The 21,054-nt window shown below is 74.8% G+C and carries 18 protein-coding genes; 10 read left to right on the top strand and 8 right to left on the bottom strand.

The features are described from left to right. Positions 1 to 14: 14 nt before the first annotated feature. From MON03_RS08215 to MON03_RS08185, 7 genes are all read left to right on the top strand, one after another. Positions 15 to 566: a D-glycero-alpha-D-manno-heptose-1,7-bisphosphate 7-phosphatase gene (locus MON03_RS08215; RefSeq protein ID WP_242091377.1), complete on the top strand. Its 552-nt coding sequence runs from the start codon at positions 15 to 17 to the stop codon at positions 564 to 566. Then, positions 563 to 1,699, top strand: coding sequence for a glycosyltransferase family 9 protein (locus MON03_RS08210; protein WP_242091376.1), 1,137 nt, complete (start codon positions 563 to 565; stop codon positions 1,697 to 1,699). Before MON03_RS08215 ends, MON03_RS08210 begins: the two co-directional genes overlap by 4 nt. A gap of 82 nt (positions 1,700 to 1,781) precedes the next feature. Beyond that, complete coding sequence (locus MON03_RS08205) at positions 1,782 to 2,801, top strand: glycosyltransferase (protein ID WP_242091375.1); 1,020 nt, start codon at positions 1,782 to 1,784, stop codon at positions 2,799 to 2,801. Then, positions 2,798 to 4,099, top strand: coding sequence for a glycosyltransferase (locus MON03_RS08200; RefSeq protein ID WP_242091374.1), 1,302 nt, complete (start codon positions 2,798 to 2,800; stop codon positions 4,097 to 4,099). Before MON03_RS08205 ends, MON03_RS08200 begins: the two co-directional genes overlap by 4 nt. After that, a complete protein-coding gene (locus MON03_RS08195) occupies positions 4,096 to 4,737 on the top strand; it encodes a D-sedoheptulose-7-phosphate isomerase (RefSeq protein ID WP_242091373.1) in 642 nt (213 codons plus the stop codon). The genes MON03_RS08200 and MON03_RS08195 overlap by 4 nt, the downstream gene beginning before the upstream one ends. Then, complete coding sequence (locus MON03_RS08190) at positions 4,734 to 6,140, top strand: PfkB family carbohydrate kinase (protein WP_242091372.1); 1,407 nt, start codon at positions 4,734 to 4,736, stop codon at positions 6,138 to 6,140. Before MON03_RS08195 ends, MON03_RS08190 begins: the two co-directional genes overlap by 4 nt. A gap of 60 nt (positions 6,141 to 6,200) precedes the next feature. Continuing rightward, entirely contained in the window at positions 6,201 to 6,905 is a 705-nt protein-coding gene (locus MON03_RS08185) for an SDR family oxidoreductase (RefSeq protein ID WP_242091371.1), read from the top strand. A 440-nt stretch (positions 6,906 to 7,345) separates the two neighbouring features. Here MON03_RS08185 and MON03_RS08180 read toward each other — a convergent pair whose 3' ends face one another. Continuing rightward, entirely contained in the window at positions 7,346 to 8,437 is a 1,092-nt protein-coding gene (locus MON03_RS08180) for a glycosyltransferase family 9 protein (RefSeq protein ID WP_242091370.1), read from the bottom strand. A gap of 118 nt (positions 8,438 to 8,555) precedes the next feature. Between MON03_RS08180 and MON03_RS08175 the strand changes: the two genes are divergently transcribed. The 3 genes from MON03_RS08175 to MON03_RS08165 are packed head-to-tail and all read left to right on the top strand — an operon-like array spanning position 8,556 to position 12,306. After that, positions 8,556 to 9,950 carry an aldehyde dehydrogenase family protein gene (locus MON03_RS08175; protein ID WP_242091369.1) on the top strand — a complete coding sequence of 465 codons (1,395 nt, stop codon included), beginning with the start codon at positions 8,556 to 8,558 and terminating at the stop codon, positions 9,948 to 9,950. Next, positions 9,947 to 11,452 (top strand): D-glycero-beta-D-manno-heptose 1-phosphate adenylyltransferase, encoded by a 1,506-nt coding sequence (gene rfaE2, locus MON03_RS08170; protein ID WP_242091368.1) that lies wholly within the window; start codon positions 9,947 to 9,949, stop codon positions 11,450 to 11,452. Before MON03_RS08175 ends, rfaE2 begins: the two co-directional genes overlap by 4 nt. After that, complete coding sequence (locus tag MON03_RS08165) at positions 11,449 to 12,306, top strand: glycosyltransferase family 2 protein (RefSeq protein WP_242091367.1); 858 nt, start codon at positions 11,449 to 11,451, stop codon at positions 12,304 to 12,306. Before rfaE2 ends, MON03_RS08165 begins: the two co-directional genes overlap by 4 nt. 43 nt (positions 12,307 to 12,349) lie before the next feature. Here the strand turns inward: MON03_RS08165 and MON03_RS08160 are convergent, their stop codons facing one another. Genes MON03_RS08160 through MON03_RS08130 form a run of 7 tightly spaced genes read right to left on the bottom strand, consistent with a single transcriptional unit; the run spans position 12,350 to position 20,894 of the window. Beyond that, positions 12,350 to 12,766 carry an SIP domain-containing protein gene (locus MON03_RS08160; protein ID WP_242091366.1) on the bottom strand — a complete coding sequence of 139 codons (417 nt, stop codon included), beginning with the start codon at positions 12,764 to 12,766 and terminating at the stop codon, positions 12,350 to 12,352. 21 nt (positions 12,767 to 12,787) lie between these two features. Then, on the bottom strand, positions 12,788 to 13,471 hold the full coding sequence (locus MON03_RS08155; RefSeq protein WP_242091365.1) for a TetR/AcrR family transcriptional regulator: 684 nt from the start codon (positions 13,469 to 13,471) through the stop codon (positions 12,788 to 12,790). Further along, positions 13,468 to 15,510 carry a CocE/NonD family hydrolase gene (locus MON03_RS08150; RefSeq protein WP_022904063.1) on the bottom strand — a complete coding sequence of 681 codons (2,043 nt, stop codon included), beginning with the start codon at positions 15,508 to 15,510 and terminating at the stop codon, positions 13,468 to 13,470. Before MON03_RS08150 ends, MON03_RS08155 begins: the two co-directional genes overlap by 4 nt. Next, on the bottom strand, positions 15,507 to 17,366 hold the full coding sequence (locus tag MON03_RS08145; RefSeq protein WP_022904062.1) for a dipeptide ABC transporter ATP-binding protein: 1,860 nt from the start codon (positions 17,364 to 17,366) through the stop codon (positions 15,507 to 15,509). Before MON03_RS08145 ends, MON03_RS08150 begins: the two co-directional genes overlap by 4 nt. Continuing rightward, entirely contained in the window at positions 17,363 to 18,256 is an 894-nt protein-coding gene (locus MON03_RS08140) for an ABC transporter permease (protein ID WP_022904061.1), read from the bottom strand. Before MON03_RS08140 ends, MON03_RS08145 begins: the two co-directional genes overlap by 4 nt. Next, on the bottom strand, positions 18,253 to 19,296 hold the full coding sequence (locus MON03_RS08135) for an ABC transporter permease (RefSeq protein WP_031273695.1): 1,044 nt from the start codon (positions 19,294 to 19,296) through the stop codon (positions 18,253 to 18,255). The genes MON03_RS08140 and MON03_RS08135 overlap by 4 nt, the downstream gene beginning before the upstream one ends. Continuing rightward, complete coding sequence (locus MON03_RS08130) at positions 19,293 to 20,894, bottom strand: ABC transporter substrate-binding protein (protein ID WP_242091364.1); 1,602 nt, start codon at positions 20,892 to 20,894, stop codon at positions 19,293 to 19,295. Before MON03_RS08130 ends, MON03_RS08135 begins: the two co-directional genes overlap by 4 nt. Positions 20,895 to 21,054 lie beyond the last annotated feature (160 nt).

Genomic DNA, 21,054 nt, shown 5'->3' with positions numbered 1-21,054 from the left:
GTACTGCTCGGTCCATGGCCCTCGCTCCGGACCGCCCCGTCGGCGGCGTGCTCTTCGACCGCGACGACACCCTCGTCGTCGACGTCCCGTACAACGCGGACCCGCACCTCGTCGTGCCGGTGCCCGGAGCGCACCGCGCCGTCGAGCGTGCTCGGGCCGCGGGCCTGCGCCTCGGTGTCGTCACCAACCAGTCCGCGATCGCGAAGGGCCTCGCGACCCGCGCGCAGGTCGACGCGACGAACGCCCGCGTCGACGAGCTCGTCGGTCCGTTCGACCTCTGGTGCGTCTGTCCGCACGACGCCACCGACGGCTGCGACTGCCGCAAGCCGCGCCCGGGCATGGTCCTCCGCGCCGCCGAGGTCCTGGGCGTCCCGGCGGCCGAGCTGGTGGTCGTCGGGGACATCGGGGCGGACGTCGCGGCGGCACGGGCGGCGGGCGCGCAGGGCATCCTCGTGCCGACCCCGCGCACCCGGCAGGAGGAGGTCGACGCCGCCGAGACCGTCGCGGCGACCCTCGACGACGCGGTGAGCCTCGTGCTCGCGCAGCGCTCGGCGCCGGTCGCGTGAGCGGGCACGCCGCGCTCGGCGACGAGCACGCCGCGCCCGCCGCCGCCGGCCGCCGAGTCCGCGGAAGCGCACGCGGCGGCCGGCCACGGGTCCTCGTCGCCCGGCTCGACTCGTTCGGCGACGTCCTCGTCGCCGGCCCCGCCGTCCGGGCGGTCGCGGCGGGCGCCGCGCACGTCACGCTGCTCTGCGGTCCCCAGGGGGCGCCGGCGGGTCGGCTCCTCCCCGGCGTCGACGCGGTCCGGACCTGGGCGGCGCCGTGGGTCACCGAGACCGCCCGGCCGATCGACGACGCGGTCGTCGACGAGTTCCGGACCCTCGTGGCGGAAGAGCGTCCGGACGAGGCGGTCGTCCTCACCTCGTTCCACCAGTCCCCGCTCCCCCTCGCCCTGCTCCTGCGGCTCGCGGGCGTGCCACGGGTGAGCGGCGCGTCCGTCGACCACCCGGGGTCGCTCCTCGACGTCCGGCTCCGCCCCGGCGAGGACCTCCCCGAGGACCTCGCCGAACCCGAGCGCGCCCTCCGCATCGCGCGGGCGGCGGGCTTCGCGCTGCCCGCCGACGATGCCGGGAGGCTCGCGGTGCGTCACGACGTCGACCCGCCGGACAGCGTGGCCGGCCTGGGCAGGTACGTGGTCGTCCACCCGGGTGCGAGCGTCCCGGCACGCGCGTGGCCCGCCGAGCAGCACCGGGAGCTGGTGTCCGCCTACGCGGCTGCGGGCATCCGCGTGGTCGTCACCGGTTCACCCGGCGAACGCGACCTGACCGCCCTCGTCGCCGGCGACGCCGGGATCGACCTGGGCGGTGCCACGAGCCCCGCGGAACTCGCCGCGGTGCTCGCCGGCGCGGAGGTCGTCGTGGTCGGGAACACCGGACCGGCGCACCTGGCAGCCGCCGTGGGCGTGCCGATCGTGAGCCTGTTCTCGCCGGTGGTGCCGGCCGTGAAGTGGGCGCCGTACGCACCGCGCGTCGAGCTCCTGGGCGATCAGGGCGCTCCGTGCCGGCTCAGCCGTGCCCGTGAGTGCCCGGTCCCGGGTCACCCCTGTCTCGCCCGTGTGTCCGTCCAGGATGTGCTGGATGCGCACCGGCGACTGCTGGATCGCGCTTCCCGGATCACCGACGACGTTCCTGCGCCGTGACCCGGTGACCGCTGCGTAGCGTGCGCCACTGCTTCTGCTTCTCCTCCTGCTCCTCGACTGCTCCTCGACCCGGAAGGCCTGCATGCGCATCCTCGTGTGGCACGTCCACGGCGGCTGGATGGACGCGTTCGTCCGCGGCCAGCACCAGTACCTCGTGCCGACGACCGCGGCCCGCGATGCCGACGGCCTGGGGCGCGGCGGCCGGGACTGGCCGGACTCGGTCGTCGAGATCGCGCCGGAGGACGTCGCCGACGCCGAGGTCGACGTGGTCGTCCTCCAGCGCACGGAGGAGCTCGAGGCATCCGAGCGCCTGCTCCGTGGCCGCTCGGTCCCGATCGTCTTCGTCGAGCACAACGCGCCGCGGGTCGACGTCCCGGACAGCCGGCACCCGCTCCGGGACCGGGACGACCTCCGCATCGCGCACGTCACGCACTGGAACGCCCTCATGTGGGACTGCGGCACGACCGCCACGACCGTCGTCGAGCACGGCGTGGTCGACCCTGGTCCGCTGTACACCGGGGCCGTGGAGCGCTTCGGCGCCGTCATCAACGAACCGGTCCGCCGTGGCCGGGTCGTCGGGACGGACCTGCTCCCCCGCTTCGGGGCCGTCGCCCCCGTCGACCTGTGGGGCATCGGCTCGGAGCGCATCGGAGCGCTGGGGTTCGGCGACCGCGTGACGGCGCTCGGGGACGTCCCGTCGGACCCGATGCACCGGGCGCTCGCCGAGCGCCGCGCGTACGTCCACCCGAACCGCTGGACGTCGCTCGGCCTCTCGCTGATCGAGGCCATGCACATGGCGATGCCCGTCCTCGTCCTGGCGACGACCGACGCCCCGCGCACCGTGCCTGCCGACGCCGGCGCGATCGCGACCGACGTCGAGGAGCTGGTCCGCGCCTCCAGGCTGCTGCTGGAGGACCCGGACGAGGCGCGGCGACGCGGGGTGGTCGCACGGGAGGCCGCGCTCGAGCGCCACGCGCTCGCACGCTTCACCGCTGACTGGGACGACCTGCTCGACCGGGCCGTCACCGACCACCACCGGACCGCGCGCGCTGCGCGACGGGACGGCGCGACCGATGTCGCGCTGGAAGGGAGCGCCCGATGAAGATCGCGATGGTGTCCGAGCACGCGAGTCCGCTCGCGACCCTCGGCGGCGTCGACGCCGGCGGCCAGAACGTCCACGTCGCCGAGCTGTCCGGGGCCCTGGCGGACCGCGGCCACCAGGTGACGGTGTACACGCGACGCGACGCAGCAGACCTGCCCGTGCGTGTCCTGCTCCGACCGGGTGTCGAGGTCGTCCACGTCGACGCCGGTCCGGCCCGGACGGTGCCGAAGGACGAGCTGTTCCCGTACATGGGGACGTTCGCCGCCGTCCTCGCGGCCGAGTGGTTCGTCGACCGTCCCGACGTCGTGCACGCGCACTTCTGGATGTCCGGCCACGCCGCGCTCGAGGCCGTCGCCCAGGTCCAGGCGCGGACCGGCGGCGTGCGGATCCCCGTCGCGCAGACCTTCCACGCGCTCGGCGTCGTGAAGCGCCGCCACCAGGGTTCCGCGGACACCAGCCCGGCCGAGCGCGAGTGGGTCGAGCCCGCCGTCGGGCGGAGCGTCGACCAGGTCGTCGCCACCTGTTCGGACGAGGCGTTCGAGCTGAAGGCCCTCGGCGTCCCGCTGCAGCGGATCTCGGTCGTGCCGTGCGGCGTCGACGTCGAGACCTTCCGGCCGGACGGACCCGTCGAGGAGCGGGGCCGCACGCACCGGGTCCTCACCGCCTCCCGACTCGTGCAGCGGAAGGGCGTCGGCACGACGATCGCCGCCGTCGCCGCACTCGTGCACGAGGGCCGGGACGTCGAACTCGTCGTCGTCGGCGGGGCCGGCGTCGCCGGCGCCGACCTGCCCGACGACCCCGAGTACCAGCGCCTCGACGCGCTCGCGCGCTCGCTCGGGATCCGCGACCACGTGCACTTCCGCGGCCAGCTCGGTCAGCACGACATGCCCGCGGTGTACCGGAGCGCCGACGTCGTCGTGTGCGCGCCCTGGTACGAGCCGTTCGGGATCGTGCCGCTCGAGGCGATGGCGTGCGGTCGCCCGGTGATCGCGTCGAGCGTCGGCGGACTGATCGACACCGTCGTCGAGGACGCGACGGGGCTGCACGTACCGCCCCGCGACGAGGAGGCCGTCGCGACCGCGATCGGCACCCTCCTCGAGGACCCCGAGCGTCGTGAGGCGTTCGGAGCCGCCGGACGCGACCGCGCCGTGGCCCGGTACACGTGGCAGAAGGTCGCGGCCGAGAGCGAACGCGTGTACGACCGGCTCATCGCCGGCGGCGGCGCGGTCGCCGACACCCGTCCCAGCGCTCGTCGCTCCCCCCGTCGCACCGCGACCACCGAGAGGACCGCACGATGACCATCTCCCCCACCGAGACCGCCGGGACAACCGGCGCCGCCCCGGCGGGCACGACGTCGGACAGCGTCCGGGTCGTGCGCGACCACGTCGCAGCGTCCGTCCCCGTCATCGCGTCGCTCGTGGACCACGGCGACCACATCGCCGCCTGGGCCGACGACATCGCGACGCGCCTGGTCGCCGGACGGCGGCTCCTGGCCGCGGGCAACGGCGGGTCCGCGGCCGAGGCGCAGCACCTCACGTCCGAGCTGACCGGGCGGTTCGACGGGGACCGCCCCGCGTACTCCGCGATCTCGCTGCACGCGGAGACCTCGGCCGTCACCGCGATCGGCAACGACTACGGCTACGACGAGGTGTTCGCCCGCCAGGTCCGCGCGCACGCCCGCGCCGGCGACGTCGTCGTCCTGCTGAGCACCAGCGGCAAGAGCCCGAACCTGCTCCGTGCCGCCGAGGCCGCACGGGCGGTCGGCGCGTTCGCGATCGCGATGACCGGCCCGCAGCCGAACCCCCTCGCCGCGGCCGTCGACGACGCGATCTGCATCGACGGCCCCTCCGCGAACGTGCAGGAGGCGCAGCTCGTGCTCGTCCACGCCCTCTGCCGGGCGATGGAGCCGGCCCTGCGCCGCGGAGCACGCCGGTGACCGGCGGTCGCTCGGGCGGCGCGGCCCGCGCCGGTGCCCGTCGCATCGTCGTGGTCGGGGACACCCTGCTCGACGTCGACGTCTCGGGCACGAGCGAACGGCTCAGCCCCGACGCCCCGGTGCCCGTCGTCGACGTCCGCACCGACGACCGACGCGCGGGCGGTGCCGGCCTCGTGGCGACGATGCTCGCGAAGGACGGCCACGACGTCACCCTCGTGACCGTGCTGTCCGACGACGGCCGCGGCGACGAGATCCGCGACCTCCTGCCCGGGGTGCGCGTCGTCACCGGGCCGTCCGGCGCCCCGACGCCCGTGAAGACCCGCGTCCGTGTCCTCGACCACGCCCTCGTCCGGATCGACGAGGGATGCGCCACGCCGCCCGTCCCCGAGGTCACCGCGGCGATGACCGACGCGCTCGCCGAAGCCGACGCGGTCGTCGTCGCCGACTACGGCCGCGGGGTCGCGGCCGCCCCGGCACTGCGCGCCGCGCTCGAGGCGGTCGCCGCGCACACCCCGGTCGTCTGGGACCCGCACCCCAAGGGCGCCCAGCCGGTGCCGGGCACGACCGTCGCGACGCCGAACACCGCCGAGGCCCGGACCTTCAGCGGTCTCGGCGGCGAGGGCGTCCCGTTCGCCACCGACGCCGCCGGAGCCCTGCGCGAGGCGTGGGGCACGCAGGCCGTGGCGGTCACGATGGGCGACCGCGGCGCGCTCGTCGCCTCGGCGTCCGGCAGCCGCTTCGTCCCCGCCCCCTCGACGACCGCGGGTGACCCGTGCGGTGCCGGCGACCGGCTCGCCGCCGGGGTCGCGGTCGCCCTCGCCGAGGGTGCCGGACTCGCCGACGCGGTCGCCGCCGGGGTCGCCGACGCCTCCGCGTACCTCGTGGCCGGCGGGGTCAGCGCGCTGTTCGCCGACCGCGGCGCCGAGCCCGTGGCGGTCCCCGGCACCGACCGGGACGCGCTCCGGCTCGTCCAACGGGTCCGGGCCGACGGCGGCACCGTCGTGGCCACCGGTGGCTGCTTCGACCTCCTGCACGCCGGGCACGCCCGCACGCTGTCCGCGGCCCGCGCGCTCGGGGACTGCCTCGTGGTGTGCCTCAACTCCGACGCGTCCGTCCGGGCGCTCAAGGGCCCCGAACGGCCGATCATGAGCCAGGACGACCGCGTCGAGCTCCTGCTCGCGCTCGACTGTGTCGACGCCGTCGTCGTGTTCGACGAGCACACGCCCGACGAGGCGCTCCGTCGCTTCCGGCCCGACGTCTGGGCGAAGGGCGGCGACTACGACGCCGCCGACCTGCCCGAGGCCGCCACGCTCGCCGAGTGGGGCGGGCGTGTCGTCACCGTGCCCTTCCACCCGGGCCGCTCCACCACCCGTCTCGCCGCCGCGCTCGTGCACGTCGGCTGAGCGGCGCACGGGTCCGTCCCGACGGGTCCGTCCGCGCCCACCCTCCACGAAAGGAACCCCATGCCCGTCCCCACCACACCGATCGGCCGCGTCCTCGTCACCGGCGGCGCCTCGGGCCTCGGAGCCGCGGTCGTCGCCGCGGTCGCCGAGGCCGGCGGAACGCCCGTCGTGCTCGACCTCGCCGTCGACGCCGTGCCGGAGGGCGTCGACGCCGTCGCGGTCGACGTCACCGACACCGCCGCGACCGAGCAGGCGGTCCGGGACGCCGCGGAGCGCCACGGCGGCCTCGACGCGGTCGTCACGGCCGCCGGCATCGACAAGCCCGCGCCGATCGGTGGCATCTCCTCCGGCGACTGGGAGCGCATCGTCGCGGTGAACCTGCTCGGCACGGCGGCGGTCGTGCGGGCGGCGCTCCCGGCGCTCGAGGCGACGCACGGCCGGGTCGTGACGATCTCGTCCTCGCTCGCCCTGCGCGGCGTCGGCGACGGCACCGCGTACTCGGCGTCGAAGTTCGGCGTCCGTGGTTTCTCGCAGGCCCTGGCGGCGGAGACCGGCGGTCGCGTCGGCGTGACGAACGTGATCCCGGCGGGCATGCGGACGAACTTCTTCGCCGACCGGACGGAGCAGTACAAGCCCGGTCCCGACGCACAGCTCATCGAGCCGGAGTACGTCGCGAACGCGATCCTCTTCGCGCTCGCGCAGCCCGCGGGCTGCGAGATCCGCGAGCTGTCGATCATGCCGGCCACGGAACCGAGCTGGCCGTAGGCGGTCCCGACGACGGACGGGCGCGCCCCGCTCAGCGGCAACGCGGAGCGTTGCGCGGGACCCGCCGACCGAGCCTGCGAGGGAGGACGGTGTCGGACGGCACCGCGCCTCCCGTCCGTCCGGGGTCGCGTCAGCGACGCGTGGTCGTGGCGCGGCGCGCAGGTGCGGTGCGGCGCGCACGTGCGGTGCGCAGGTGCGGTGCGCAGGTGCGGTGCGAGGTGGTGCAGAAGCGGCGCGGCGGTGCGGTGTGGCGCAGGCGCGGCACGGCGCGCACACATGGTGCGAGGTTCCACACACGGTGCGACGCCCGAACCCTCGCACCGTGTGTGGAACCTCGCACGGTGCAGCCGGGCGGGTGGCGCCAGGACGAGTCCTCGCACGGTGCGGGGTCGCGTCAGCGCCGAGTCCGGGGTCGCCTCAACGACGCGTCCGGGGTCGCCTCAGCGACGCGTCGCCGTGGCGAGCAGGTCGGCCACGTCCGCCAGGACCGCCTCGGGGGTGACCTCGTCGACGAAGGACGGGTCGTGCTCGCAGCGCTCGGCCGTCCACCCGACCTGGGTGACGTCGATGCCGCACACCGGGCAGCGCGTGACGAACGACATGTGGACCCGGTGCCGTCCCCGGTCGACCGGTCCGGCGTTGACGACGTTGCCGAACCAGAACACGCCCACGGTGGGTGTGCCGACCGCGACCGCGAGGTGCCGGGGGCCTGAGTCGTCGCCGACCATCACGTCGGCCGCTGCCAGCACCACCGGCAGGTCGGCGAGGGGCAGCGTCCCGACGAGGTCGTGGAGCCGGTCGGTGTCGCCGACCGCTGCACAGATGGCGTCCGCCGCCGCACGGTCCGACGCGTCGCCGACGAGCACGACGTCGTCGCCCGCTGCGAGCCGAGCGCGGACGACCGCGGCGAACCGGTCCGGGCTCCAGCGGCGGCGCGGGTCGGTCGCTCCCGGGTGCATCGCGACCAGACGGTCGGTGACACCGAGGCGTGCCCGCGCATCTGCCCGATCCTGCTCGGCCACGGTGACACGCGGGTCGAGCGTCACGGGCGCGGCGCCGGCGAGCGACACGACCTCGAGTGCGCGGAGGACCTCGTGCTGGTAATAGACGTACCGGACCCAGCGTTCGAGGACCTCGGCGTCCTCGGTCGCCGTGCCGACCGTGTGCCGCGCGCCCAGGCCGAGCAGGAACGGGTTGGAGTTCCGGCCGCCGCCGTGCAGCTGCACCGCGAGGTCGAACCGCCCGCAGGTCCGCTCGTCGAAGTCCGCACGGCTCGGTGCACCGTCGCCGCCGTCGCGGACGCCCGGCACGACCGGCAGTTCCTCGAACGCGTGCACGGCGCCCGTCCGACCGGACAGGACGGCCGGGGCGACGGGCGTCCCGAGCAGCGTGATCCGTGCGTCGGGGTAGGCGGCGGCGAGGGCGTCGAGCGCCGGGACCGCGAAGAGCAGGTCGCCGAGGCCGCCGCCCCGCAGGACCGCGATCTCGCGGACGTCGTCGAACCGGGGACCACCGTTGCCGATCAGCTGCACCCCTCCGTGTCTACGCACCGGACCCGACCGTCCGCGAGGGGATGGACGAGAAGCGCGGTCCCGTGACCGCGTCCAGCGCAGGGGGAGGAACGTGCGAGTCCCGCACGGAAGGACCCGCATGACCCTCGCCCCGACCGACCCCACTGCGCACCTCGTCGTGACCGACCCCGTCGACGGCACGGTGGCCTCGACGACGCCGCGCTCGTCCGACGAGGACGTGCGGCAGGCAGTCGCCCGTGCCCGTGCCGCCGCGCCGGGCTGGCGACGGACCGCTCCGGCCGAGCGTGGTGCCCTGCTCCGCGCCGCCGCCGAGCACCTCCGGGAGCACGCGGACGAACTCGCCACGCTGAACACCCGTGAGACGGGCAAGGTGCCCGGTGACGCGCTCGGCGGTGTCGAGGCGGGCGTCGGGACGCTGCTGCAGTACGCCGAGCTCGGGCCGGTGCACCGCGGCGAAGCCCTCCGCGGCCAGCACGGTGCCGCGGACTGGACGGTGCCGCACCCCCGCGGGGTCGTGCTCGCGCTGACGCCGTGGAACGACCCGGTCGCGGTGGCGTGCGGGATCCTCGGGGCCGCGATCGTCACCGGCAACACCGTCGTGCACAAGGGTTCGGAGCGCTGCCCCGCGACCATCGCCCGGCTCAACGAGCTCCTCGCCGAGGTCCTGCCGGAGGGCGTCCTCGTCGGCGTCGACGGCGACGCGGCCACCGGCGAGGCCCTGCTGACGCAGGACGGCATCGACGTCTACGCGCACGTCGGCTCGACCGCCACCGGCGACCGGCTGAGCGAGGTCGCCGCCCGGACCCGCGCGCACGTGGTGCGGGAGAACGGCGGCAACGACGCCGTCGTGGTGGACGCCGACGTCGACCCGGCCTGGGCCGCGTCCCAGGTCGCCCTCGGTGCCTTCGCGAACACCGGCCAGATCTGCACGAGCGTCGAACGCGTCTACGTGCACCGTGCGGTCGCCGACGCCTTCGTCGCCGCACTCGTGGTCGAGGCCGACGCCCGGACCGCCGCTCCCGCGGCCCAGTACGGCCCGCTGGTCGACGAGCGGATGCGGGACGCCGTGCACCACCAGGTCCGCGACGCCGTCGAACGCGGAGCCGTCCTCCGCACCGGGGGCGTCGTGCCGGACGGCCCCGGCTCGGCGTACCCCGCGACCGTCCTCACCGGCGTGGCCGACGACATGCTCGTGATGACCGAGGAGACGTTCGGTCCGGTCGCACCGGTCCGGGTCGTGGACTCGTTCGACGAGGGCCTCCGACTGGCGGCCGCGGATCGGTACGGCCTCGCCGCGACGGTCTTGACGGCGGACACCGGCAACGCCCTCCGTGCCGCGGCCGAGCTCCCCGTCGGGACCGTCAAGGTGAACGCCGTCTTCGGCGGCGCACCGGGCGGCAGCGCCGAACCCCGTGGTGCCTCCGGGTCCGGGTTCGGCTACGGCCCGCACCTCCTCGACGAGCTGACCACCACCACGGTCGTCCACCTCGAGCCCGCCGGCGGTGCACGTTGACCGCCGACGTGCGGCTCGTCCGCGAGCTCGTGGGGCGCATCGACGACCGCGAGCCCCTCGTCGTTGTGATCGGCGACGGCATCCTCGACCGGTGGACGGTCGGCGAGGCCGAACGGGTCTCGCGCGAGGCCCCGGCGCCCGTCGTCCGCGTCACGGAGAGCATCGCGGTGCCCGGCGGCGCCGCGAACACCGCCGTGAACGCCCGCGCGCTCGGCGCCCGTGTCCGCATGGTCGGCTACGTCGGCGACGACGAGTCCGGGCGGGTGCTCCGCGACCGCCTGGCCGCGGCAGGCGTCGACACGACCTTCCTCGTCGAGGTGCCCGGCGCCCGGACCACCACGAAGGACCGCGTCGTCGGCGGCGACCGGGTGGTGGTGCGGGTCGACGACATCGCCGCTCCCCCGGATGCCGCCGCGCGCTCGCGGTTCTCGGAGGCCGTCGCCCGGGCCGTCCGGTGCGCGGACGCCGCCGTGGTGTGCGACTACGGCCTCGGCGTCGACCCGGAGAGCGTCGTCCCGATGCTCGACCGCGACCGGCCCGCCGCCGTCGTGGTGGACGCGCACGACCTCGCCCGCTGGGCGGCGCTGCACCCGGACCTCGTGACGCCGAACTCCGGCGAGGCGGCGGCGCTGCTGGCCCGCGCCCACCGGGACGGTCTCGCCGCGGGCCACGTGCCGCACGACCTCGGGCAGGGATCGGCCCGGGTCGCCGCCGTGGTGGGCTCCCGGGAGGCGATCCTCGCCGTGACCGGGGCGCACGCCGCCGTGGTCACCCTGGACCGCGACGGGACGGTCCTGCTGGAGGCCGGCAGCGATCAGGGGTTCCGCACCCGCGCGACCCCGGCCGCCGAACAGCAGGCGTCCGGCGCCGGTGACACCTTCTGCGCCGGTGCGACCGTCGCGCTGGCCGTCGGTGCGCCCCGTCGTCAGGCGGTCGCGTTCGCCCAGGCGGCGGCAGACGTCGTGGTCCGCGAGGCCGGCACCTCGGTGTGCTCCGCCAGTGCCCTCGTCGCGTCGGTCACCGCACCCGCCGAGACCGTCGTCGACCACGACGAACTCGCCGACGCGGTCGCCGCCGCCCGCGCCGTCGGACGTCGGATCGTGTTCACCAACGGCTGCTTCGACGTCGTGCACCGCGGGCACACCACGTACCTCCGGCAGGCGAGCGAGCTCGGCGACCTGCTCGTCGTCGCGCTGAACGACGACGACTCGGTGCGGCGGCTGAAGGGACCGGAGCGGCCGATCAACACCGCCGAGGACCGCGCCGGGGTGCTGGCCGCCCTCGCCTGCGTCGACCTCGTCACGGTCTTCGCGACCGACACCCCGATCCCGCTCCTCCGCCGCATCCGGCCGGACGTCTACGTCAAGGGCGGCGACTACTCCCCCGAGATGCTCAGCGAGACCGCGGTGGTCCGCGAGTACGGCGGCGAGGTCGTCATGGTCGACTACGTCGCGGAGCACTCCACCACCGCCGTGGTGCGCCGCATCCGCGAGTCGTCGTGACCGCGCGCTGGTCCGGCGACTGGGCGCGGCCCCGGGTCGACGGGGCAGCGCCCGAGGTCGACGTCCTCGTGCCGACCGTCGGTCGGTCCGCCGAGCTCGCCACGACGCTCGCCGGGCTCGCGGCCCAGGTGGACGTCGACCTGCGGCTCGTGCTGAGCGACCAGTCGGTGGACGGGGACGCCGCCGCCCGGCCGGCGGCCGCCGCGATGGTCCGCGTCCTGGAGGCGCAGGGCCGGCCCGTCACGCTCCTCACGCACCCGGGTCGGCTGGGACTCGCGGAGCACCGGCAGTTCCTGCTCGACCACGCCACCGCACCCGCGGTGCTGTTCCTCGACGACGACGTCTGGCTCGAGCCGGGCACGGTCCGCCGGATGCTCGACGCCCTGCGCTCGCTCGACTGCGGGTTCGTGGGGTCGGCCGTGCAGGGGCTGTCGTACCTGGCCGACCGACGTCCGGCCGAGACAGCGGTGTTCGAGCCGTGGGCGGACGGTGTCGAACCGGAGGTCGTGCGTCGCGGGACCCCGGCTCACGACCGGTGGTCGCTCCACAACGCCGCGAACCTGGCGCACGTCGCCTCCGACCTCGGTGTGGAGCAGGGCGGCTGGGTGCCCTACCGGGTCGCCTGGGTCGGCGCCTGCGTGCTCTACGACCGGGAGCGACTCGACTCGGCGGGCGCGTTCCGCTTCTGGCCCGAGCTCCCGCCGCAGCACGCCGGCGAGGACGTCGTCGCCCAGTGGCGGGTCATGGAACGCTTCGGCGGCGCGGGCATCGTCCCGTCGGGCGCGGTGCACCTCGAGTCGCCGACCACGGTGACGGACCGCCGGGTCGACGCGCCGGACGTCGTGTTCCACTGAGCCGGGCGTGTCGGCCCGCTGCTCGAGGGGCGGGATGGGGTGGTCAGCCGCCGATCTCGACGTGCTGCCCGGCGTCGTCGAGCTCGAGCTGCACCACCGACCGGGCACGCTCCACCCACGCGCTCTCGGCGCAGCCGATCCACACCGACGTGCAGGGCTCGCACCCGGCGACGCACCACTCGCCCGCCCACGCGGTCACGGCCTCGGCGAGCACCTCGCCGTGGTCGGCGAACGCCAGCGTCGCCACGCGGGACGCCCTGGTGCTCCGGACCAGCCACGTGACGGCGACACCGGGCGGCGCGGGGAGGATGCGGACCTCCTCGTCGACGGCGACCTCGACGAGCACCTGGCCGTACGCGTCGTCCGGCAGCTCGAGGAGCTGCCGGCGGATCTCGGGGAGGTCCCGGGCGCTGCCGGCGACGAGGACGCGCTCACTGGGCTGCCGCCGGGTCCGTGCCATGGCGCAACGGTAGGGCACCGATCACCGCCGGACAAGGGGAGCGGGCTCGGAACCCGCCAGGGGTTCCCCGAGTTCGTGCTCGAGGAAGCCCCACATCCACTCCAGGGCGACAGCGTTGGTGAGTCCGGGGACGCCCTGCTGGATCTGCGTCGCGACGCCGTCGCTGTACGCGGCGAGCTTGAGCGCGACGACCTCGGGTTCCGCGGACGGCGTGAACACGCCGGCGTCGACGCCCCGGCGGACCGCCCGGGCCAGGCAGGCCTCCCACACCCGGATCCGCTCGGCGTACTCGGCCGCGACCTCGGGGCGACGAACGACGGCGGTCCAGTAGTCGGACCAGATCCGCCAGTGCTGCCGGACCTCCTCGCGTTCGGCGAAGAGGGGTTCGACGAGCATCCGCACGGCCTTGACGGGGTCGGGTTCGGCGTCGACGGCGTCGACGATCGCGCCGTAGAAGCGCTCGGTCTCGAGCACGACGACCTCGTTGAGGATCTCCGCGACGCTGCCGAAGTGGTACGTGACCGTGCCGACCGAGACTCCGGCCTCGGCGGCGATGTCCCGCAGCCCGGTCGACCCGACGCCGCGGCGGACGATCACCTCGCGGGCGGCGGCCACGATCATCGCCCGTCGGACCTCGGGGCGCTGCCGCGCACGGACGGAGCCGGACACCCCGGCGGGCGGCCGCGCGTCGGACCCCCCGCTCACGCCGACGTCCTCGGGACGTCGTCCACGAACGTGTGCTCGGCGACGAGCACCTCCGGCGTGTCCTCGTCACCGTCGCGTGCCCACGCCCGCACCGTGTTCTCCACCCGGAACGCATCCGCCGTGGCGGTCAGTTCCGAGGCGGTCTCGAGCCGTGCGCCCCACGTCGTGGTCGCGAGGCCGATCGACCACCGTGACGACGCCCGGGCGCTCGTCGGGTCCCCGGTTCGGATGCGGTAGGTCTCCCGGGCGTCCTCGGTGAACACCAGCCCGTCGGGGTAGACCCGTCCGCCGCCGTACCCGGGGTCGACGTCGAGCGTCCACTCCCCCGTCTCGACGTCGTGGGTGACGGTCCGCTGCGGCAGGGCCTCCGCCGGGGCGACCCGTGCGATCGCGAGCGGGGTCGACCGTTCCGGCTCCCCGAACCGCACGTCGTCGTCGGTCGCACGCGTCCAGACCGGCAGGCGGACGACCGAGGACGCCGGGTCGATCGTGAGCGTCGGCGAGGTCCCGTGCGGCCACACCCACGGCCAGTACGACGTCGACACCGCGATCCGGACCCGGTGCCCGACGGCGAACCGGTGTCCGGTCGAGACGAGCCGGACCGGCAGCACGGTCGGTTCCCCCGGGACGAGCGCGTCCGCGCGGTCCATCCCGCGCCGACGCGCGGCGTTGAGCACCCCGCGCGTCACGAGCGTCGAGGCGCCGTCCGGGGCGACGTCGCACAGGCGCACCACGACGTTCGCCCGGGTGGCGTCGCTCGTCACGGCCAGGTCGACCGTCACCGTGCCGAGCAGGTCGAAGGCCTCCTCCACGGGGAGGTCGAAGCACATCGAGCGGCCGTCCTCGGCGCGCTGGTCCGGCGGCAGGTCGGTGGCGTTCCCGAACGGGAAGAACCGACCCGCGTCGACGCCGGTGTGCTCGGGCGAGCGGGCGACGAGCGGACCGTCGCCACCGCCCCGGGTCGAGGACAGTGCGACCGTCCGCGGGGTGGTCGCCGCCGACGGCCACGCCTCGGCGCCGACCCAGCGGCCGCGCCGCTCCGCGTAGTACGTGGCGGGCGCTTCGCCCTCGTTGATCCACGCCCGCAGCGCCGGGTCCTGCTCCACCCCGGTGTCGACGCCCCGGAGCCAGCGGTCCCACCAGCGCAGGGTCTCCTGCAGGAAGCCGATCGACGGTCCCGGCGCGAGCCCACGGTCCGGGTACTGGTGCGACCACGGGCCGACGATCCCCTTGACCGGCGCGTCGACGTGCTCGACGAGCCGCAGCACGGCGTCGCGGTACGGGTCCGCCCAGCCGCCCACCGCGAGGACGGCGGCCCGGATGTCCCCGTACTCCTCGGCGGCGCTGCCGTGGCGCCAGTAGTCATCGCGCTCCTGGTGGGACAGCCACACGGGCGTCATCGGACGGTTCCGCTCGAGCCGTTCCGCCCAGCGCGCGACCCAGTCGGCGCCGACCACCTCCGGCCGCGGCGGACGCGAGTTGAACGCGAACATCGTCGCGCCCCACGCGGCCATGTCGATGCCGAGCACCGCCCCGCCGGCGTAGTGCACGTCGTTGTCGTACCGGTCGTCGGTCGAGCAGACGGTCACGATGGCCTTGAGGGCAGCCGGTGCCCGGGCCGCGAGCTGCAGCGCGTTGAAGCCGCCCCACGAGATGCCGAACATGCCGACGGCGCCCGTCGACCACGGCTGCCCGGCGAGCCACGCGATCACGGCCTCGCCGTCACGGAGCTCCTGCTCGCTGTACTCGTCGTCGAAGAACCCGTCCGAGGACCCCGTCCCGCGGATGTCGACCCGCACCGAGACGTACCCGTGCTGGGCGTACCAGGGGTGCCGCTCCGAGTCCCGTGGCGCCGTCCAGTCGTCGAGCCGGTACGGCAGGTACTCGAGCAGCACCGGCAGCGGTCCCGAGGACGCGGTGGGCGACCAGATCCGGGCGTGCAGTCGCACCCCGTCGGGCATCGGGATCCACTCGTCGCGGACGGTCACCCCGTCCGGCAGCGACGACGGGTCGCCGATCGCCGTGAACCACGCGCTCACGCGTCGTCCCCTTCCGTGGTGGTCCAGTTCCGGACCTGGTGGCCGTCGCCGTGGTCGGTCCAGCCGTCGGCGTGCCGCCACCGCTGCACGCCGTCGTCGACGTCGGGCAGCTCGGTGCTGCCCGGCTCGAGCGTCGCCGCCAGCAGCGTCGCCGTGTAGGGGTGGTTCGGGCCGCGGAACACCGCCTCGGTCGGACCGACCTCGACGATCCGGCCGCCGGTCATCACCGCGACCCGGTCCGACACCCCGCGGACGACCGCGAGGTCGTGACTGATGAAGAGGCAGCTCAGACCCCGCTCCCGCTGCAGGTCCGTCAGGAGCGCGAGGATGCCCGCCTGCACCTGGACGTCGAGTGCCGTGGTGATCTCGTCGGCGATCACCAGACGCGGCTCGGCGGCGAGGGCCCGGGCGATCCCGACACGCTGCCGTTGCCCGCCGGACAGCTGCGCGGGCAGGCGGTCGGCGAACTCCGGTCCGAGGCCGACCAGGGTGAGGAGCTCCCCGACCCGCTCCCGCGACGACGCCCCGGTGAACAGCCGGAGTGGCCGGCCGATCGCCGCGCCGACCGTGCGTCGCGGGTTGAGCGACGTGTCCGCGTTCTGGAACACGAGCTGCACCGCGCGGCGGAGCTCGGGCGAGCGCTCGGCCACCGGCGCCGCGAGGTCGCCCGAGACGGTGCCGTCATCGAAGGAGAACACGCCGGACTCCGCGGGCACGAGCCCCGCCAGCGCGGTCGCGAGGGTCGACTTCCCGCTCCCGGACTCGCCCACGACCGCGAGGGTCTCCCGCGGTGCGATCGTGAACGAGACGCCGTCCACGGCGGCCGGCAGGCCACGTCCGTGGCGGATCACCAGGTCGTCGGCCGCCACGATCGGACGGACGCCGTCGGGAGGCCCGGTGTGCGTGCCGTCGACCGGGACCGTCCCCGGGACGGTGGCGTCGTCGGCGGGGCGATCCGTGCCTCCCCCCGCCGGCACGGCCGACCCGCCGCTGACGCGTCGATCCGGGACCGGCGACGCGGGCCCGGGCCGCCGTCCGTCCGGGACCGCGGACAACAGGGCACGCGTGTAAGGGTGCTGCGGCGCGGCGAAGAGCGCCGCGGTCGCGGCGTGCTCGACGATCGACCCGTCGTGCATGACCGCGATCTCGTCGGCCATGGCCGACACCACGCCCAGGTCATGGCTCACGAGCAGGACGGCCATGCCGAGCTCGCGGCCGAGGTCCGCGACGAGGTCGAGGACCGCTGCCTGCGTGACGACGTCGAGCGCCGTGGTCGGCTCGTCGAGCACGAGCACCCGGGGCCGCGCGGCCACGGCCATCGCGATCGCGACTCGCTGCTGCTGACCGCCCGACAGCTGGTGCGGCCAGCGCCGGACGATCGTCTCCGGCGACGGCAGCCGGACGAGACGGGCGAGTTCGGCGACCCGGTCCGGGCCGTCGGGCTCGCCGTGCGCCCGGAGGGCCTCGCGGATCTGCTCCCCGATCCGCATCGACGGGGTCAACGCCTGGCCCGCGTTCTGCGCGACCACCGCGACCGTGCCGCCGCGGAGGGCCCGTCGCCCGGCCACCGACAGGGCGAACACGTCCGCACCGGCCACCCGGACACTGCCGCGCTCGACGACCGAGCCGGCGCGCAGGTGCGCGAGGAGGGTGCGAGCGACGGTGGACTTGCCGCTGCCGGACTCGCCGACGAGCCCCAGGGTCCGGCCCGCCCGGATCGAGAAGCCCACCCCGCGCACGACGGGGACCGTGCGGGCCCCGGCAGCGTACGAGATCGCGAGGTCGTCCACCTGGACCACGGGGACCGCGCCGGCGTCGCCCGCCGCGGTCGAGGTCACGGTCGAGGTGCTGGTCATGCGGCGGCTCCTTGCTTCGCACGGTCGACGCCGAGGGACTTCGCGAGCCCGTCCGCGGCGAGGTTCAGCCCGACCACGAGGGTGGCCAGGGCGACGATCGGTGCGAGGGTCCCGAGCGGCACGACGGTGAGGGCCGTCCGGTTCTCCTGCACCATGAGACCCCAGTCCGGCGTCGGCGGGTTCGCCCCGAAGCCGAGGAAGGACAGCGAGGCGACGAGCAGCACGATCCACGAAGCGCGCATCGCGTACTCGACCAGCACGACGTCGAGCACGTTCGGGAGGATCTCGCGGAACACGATCGACAGCGGGCGCTCGCCGCGGGCGCGTGCCGCGGTGACGTAGTCCTGCGTGATCACGGTCCTCGCGGCACCGCGGACGACGCGGGTGACCGCGGGGGCGTACACGACCGTGACGGCGAGCACGATCACCCAGAGTCCGGCGTCGAACACGGTCACGACCACGAGGAGCGCGAGGATCGACGGGACGCTGAGCAGGGCGTCGACGACCCGCATGACGACCTCGTCGAACCAGTTGTCCGCGTACGCGGTCGTGCAGCCCAGCACGGTCCCGACCGCGACGGCGGTGGTCGTCGCGAGGAAGGTGACGAGGAGCGCGTACCGGCCGCCGTTCAGGGTGCGGGACAGGACGTCGCGCCCGTACTGGTCGGTGCCGAGCCAGTGCGTCCACGTGGGTCCGGCGAGCACGTCGGCGGCGTTCGTCGCCACCGGGTCGTGCCCGGCGATCACCGGTGCGAGGAGCGCGAGCACCAGGTGCAGGGCGATCAGCCCCGCACCGATCGCGAGGGCGGTGGAGCCCCGGAGCGGCGCGAGCAACCGACCGGTCGTCCCCGGACGGAGCACGCCACGGGGGCGCGGTGTGACGGCGGTCATGCTGCGGCCTTCCGGGAGGGTCGGGTCACGGCGCTGCCGGTGCTCCGGCGGCGCACGCGGGTGCGGCGCTGCCGGGTGCGCAGCTTCGGGTCGAGTGCGAGCGCGACGAGGTCGGCGACGAGGTTGCAGACGACGTAGGCGACGGCGCTCAGGAGCGCGATCGCCTCGATGGTGGGGAGGTCGCGGTCGTACACGGACTCGAGCATGAGCTTGCCCATGCCCGGGTAGTTGAAGACGTTCTCCACGACGACCACGCCGCCGAGGAGCCACGCGACGTTCAGCGCGATGACGGTCAGGGTGGGCAGGAGTGCGCTCGGGAGCGCGTGCTTCCACACGACGCGGCGGATCGGCAGGCCCTTCAGCTCCGCGGTGGTCACGAACTCGGACGCCATCACGTCGATCGTCGACGACCGCGCCGTCCGGACGATGTAGGCCGCCATCGCGAGGGTGAGCACGGTGATCGGCAGCCAGATCGTCGGCAGGAGCTCACCGACGGTCGCGTCGCTGCCGCGCAGGACGACGGCGGGGAACAGCGGCAGGCCGATGGCGAAGCAGAGCACGAGCACGGTGGCGACCATGAACTCCGGGACGCTCATCACGACGAGGCTCACGACCGAGACGACCCGGTCGGTGGTGCGGCCGCGCCGGACACCGGCGACGACGCCGAGGAACAGCGAGAGCGTGACGCCGACGAGCATGGCGGGCACGGCGATGAGCATGCTGTTCCGGAACGCGGTGAACAGCGTCGGCGCGACGGGCGACCCGCTGACGAGCGAGGTGCCGAAGTCGCCGTGGACCGCGCCGCCGAGCCACTCGAGGTACCGCAGCCACACGTTCCGGTCGAGGCCGAGCGACGCGCGGAGCTGCTGCACGGCCTCGGGCGTGGCGTTCTGCCCGAGCAGCTGCTGCGCGACGTCGCCGGGCAGCGCCTGCACCGCGAGGAACACGAACAACGACGCGAGCACCACCGTGAGGACGGCGATCCCGAGTCGGCGGAGGACCGGGACGAGGACGTCCATCGGTCTGGTGGTGGAGGTCATCGTCGCAGTCCGATCCGGAGCCAGTCGAACTCGAAGCCGTACTCCGAGTAGTTGACGACGTCCCGGGACAGCCCCACCAGGCGGTCCCCGAACATCGGGGTCATGTCGGCGCCGTCCTCGACGACGAGTCGCTGGGCGTCCTGGTAGAGCGTCAGGCGCTTGGCGTCGTCCATCTCGGCGCGGGCGTCGTCGAGCAGCGCGTCGAACCGTTCGTTCGACCACGCGCTCTCGTTGTAGGAGGACCCGGACCGGAAGATCTGGTTCAGCAGCTGGTCGATCGGGCGCCCGGTGAACCAGTAGCTCACCATCAGGGGCTTCTGCATCCAGATCTGCGTGTAGTACGAGTCGGAGCTGGCGTTCTTCACGGTCAGGCGGATGCCCGCGTCCGCGACGGCGTCACGGTAGGCGACGGCCATCGGGGTGAAGACGGACTCGTAGCTCGACGTGTAGATCGGTGCACGCAGGTCCGACCGCCCGGCGGCCTTGAGCAGCGCCTTGGCCTTGTCCGGGTCGTACTCGCGGTGGTCGTCCACGAAGGCGGCGAGCTGCGGCGGCACGGGGTTGTCCCATCCAGGCGAACCGGTGCCCTGCAGCGCGGTCGCCACGATCGCGCGCGGGTCGTACGCGAGCTTCATCGCCCGGCGGACGCGCGGGTCGCGGAACTCGTCGCTGGTCGCGAGCATCGGGATCGTGTACCACTGCGCGTTCTCGGAGCGCGCGATCGTCGCCCGGTCGGAGGCCGCGACGACGCGGGCGGTCGCGAAGTCGAGGTTCGTCTGCGAGATGAGGTCGACCTGCCCGGCGAGCAGCGCGTTCACCCGGGCGGTCGTGTCCTGGACCGAGAAGAAGTCGACGCCGTCGAGCGCCGGACGCCCGGCGAAGTGGTCGTCGAAGGCCTCGACGCTGCCGGCGCCGGCCGGGGTGAAGGACGACAGCCGGAACGGTCCGGTGCCGATGCCGGTGCGACTGATGTCCGCGATCGCCGCCGCGGGCACGATGTAGCACTGGTACGCGGTGAGGAGCGACGGGAACTCGGCGTTCGGCTTCGTCAGGGCGAAACGGAGCGTGTGCGCGTCGACGGCGGTCATCGACCGGGCGTCCATCACCTCGCCGAGGACCCCGGCCTGCGGGCTGGCGGTCTCCTCGTCGAGGATGTGCTGGATGCTCGCGATCGCGTCGGCGGCGGTGAACCCGGAGCCGTCGTGGAACCGCACGCCACGGCGCAGGTGGAAGGTCCACTCGGTGCCGTCGGCGTTCGCGGACCACTCCTCTGCGAGGTCCGGTACGGTCCGTCCCTGCTCGTCGAGCTTCACCAGCCGGTTGTAGAGCGCGCCGAGGTACTCGTAGGCGGACAGGGACCCGGCGGAGTCGAGCGTCTCGGCCGCCGACGCCGCCGGACGCGCGACCCGGAGCCGTCCGCCACGCCGGGCGGTCCCGGTGGCCGCGGTTCGCGGGAGGTCTGCGGGCCCGGCGCTCGCGCCGCTGCTGCAGCCGGTCAGGGCGAGCAGGCCGAGACCGGCGATGCCGGCCGCGCCGGTGAGGAGCGTCCGACGGCTCGGGCCGCCGTCGTTCCGGGGTTCGTGGACGATGGGCTGCATTCGGAGTGGCCCCTCCTGGTAATCGTTCCGGTGAACGATAAGGGAGGTCGGCCGATCCCCCAAGCCCCCGTCGGAGAGGCATCGGGGCCGGAGGACCCCCGTCGATGCCCGCGGTGTCGCGGAAGCAGCGGGGTCGGTCGAGGCCGTGCGGACGGCCCGA

The organism is Curtobacterium sp. DN_7.5 (genome assembly GCF_022655355.1).
In the GTDB taxonomy this organism is placed as follows: Bacteria; Actinomycetota; Actinomycetes; order Actinomycetales; family Microbacteriaceae; genus Curtobacterium; species Curtobacterium luteum.
This window is presented reverse-complemented; position numbering and strand designations above follow the sequence as displayed.

Bases quoted from the DNA above. Each gene is read 5' to 3' on its own strand.
- MON03_RS08215 (WP_242091377.1), top strand. From the start codon at position 15: ATGGCCCTCGCTCCGGACCGCCCCGTCGGCGGCGTGCTCTTCGACCGC.
- MON03_RS08205 (WP_242091375.1), top strand. From the start codon at position 1,782: ATGCGCATCCTCGTGTGGCACGTCCACGGCGGCTGGATGGACGCGTTC.
- MON03_RS08200 (WP_242091374.1), top strand. From the start codon at position 2,798: ATGAAGATCGCGATGGTGTCCGAGCACGCGAGTCCGCTCGCGACCCTC.
- MON03_RS08195 (WP_242091373.1), top strand. From the start codon at position 4,096: ATGACCATCTCCCCCACCGAGACCGCCGGGACAACCGGCGCCGCCCCG.
- MON03_RS08185 (WP_242091371.1), top strand. From the start codon at position 6,201: ATGCCCGTCCCCACCACACCGATCGGCCGCGTCCTCGTCACCGGCGGC.
- MON03_RS08175 (WP_242091369.1), top strand. From the start codon at position 8,556: ATGACCCTCGCCCCGACCGACCCCACTGCGCACCTCGTCGTGACCGAC.
- MON03_RS08160 (WP_242091366.1), bottom strand. From the start codon at position 12,766: ATGGCACGGACCCGGCGGCAGCCCAGTGAGCGCGTCCTCGTCGCCGGC.
- MON03_RS08145 (WP_022904062.1), bottom strand. From the start codon at position 17,366: ATGACCAGCACCTCGACCGTGACCTCGACCGCGGCGGGCGACGCCGGC.
- MON03_RS08140 (WP_022904061.1), bottom strand. From the start codon at position 18,256: ATGACCGCCGTCACACCGCGCCCCCGTGGCGTGCTCCGTCCGGGGACG.
- MON03_RS08135 (WP_031273695.1), bottom strand. From the start codon at position 19,296: ATGACCTCCACCACCAGACCGATGGACGTCCTCGTCCCGGTCCTCCGC.
- MON03_RS08130 (WP_242091364.1), bottom strand. From the start codon at position 20,894: ATGCAGCCCATCGTCCACGAACCCCGGAACGACGGCGGCCCGAGCCGT.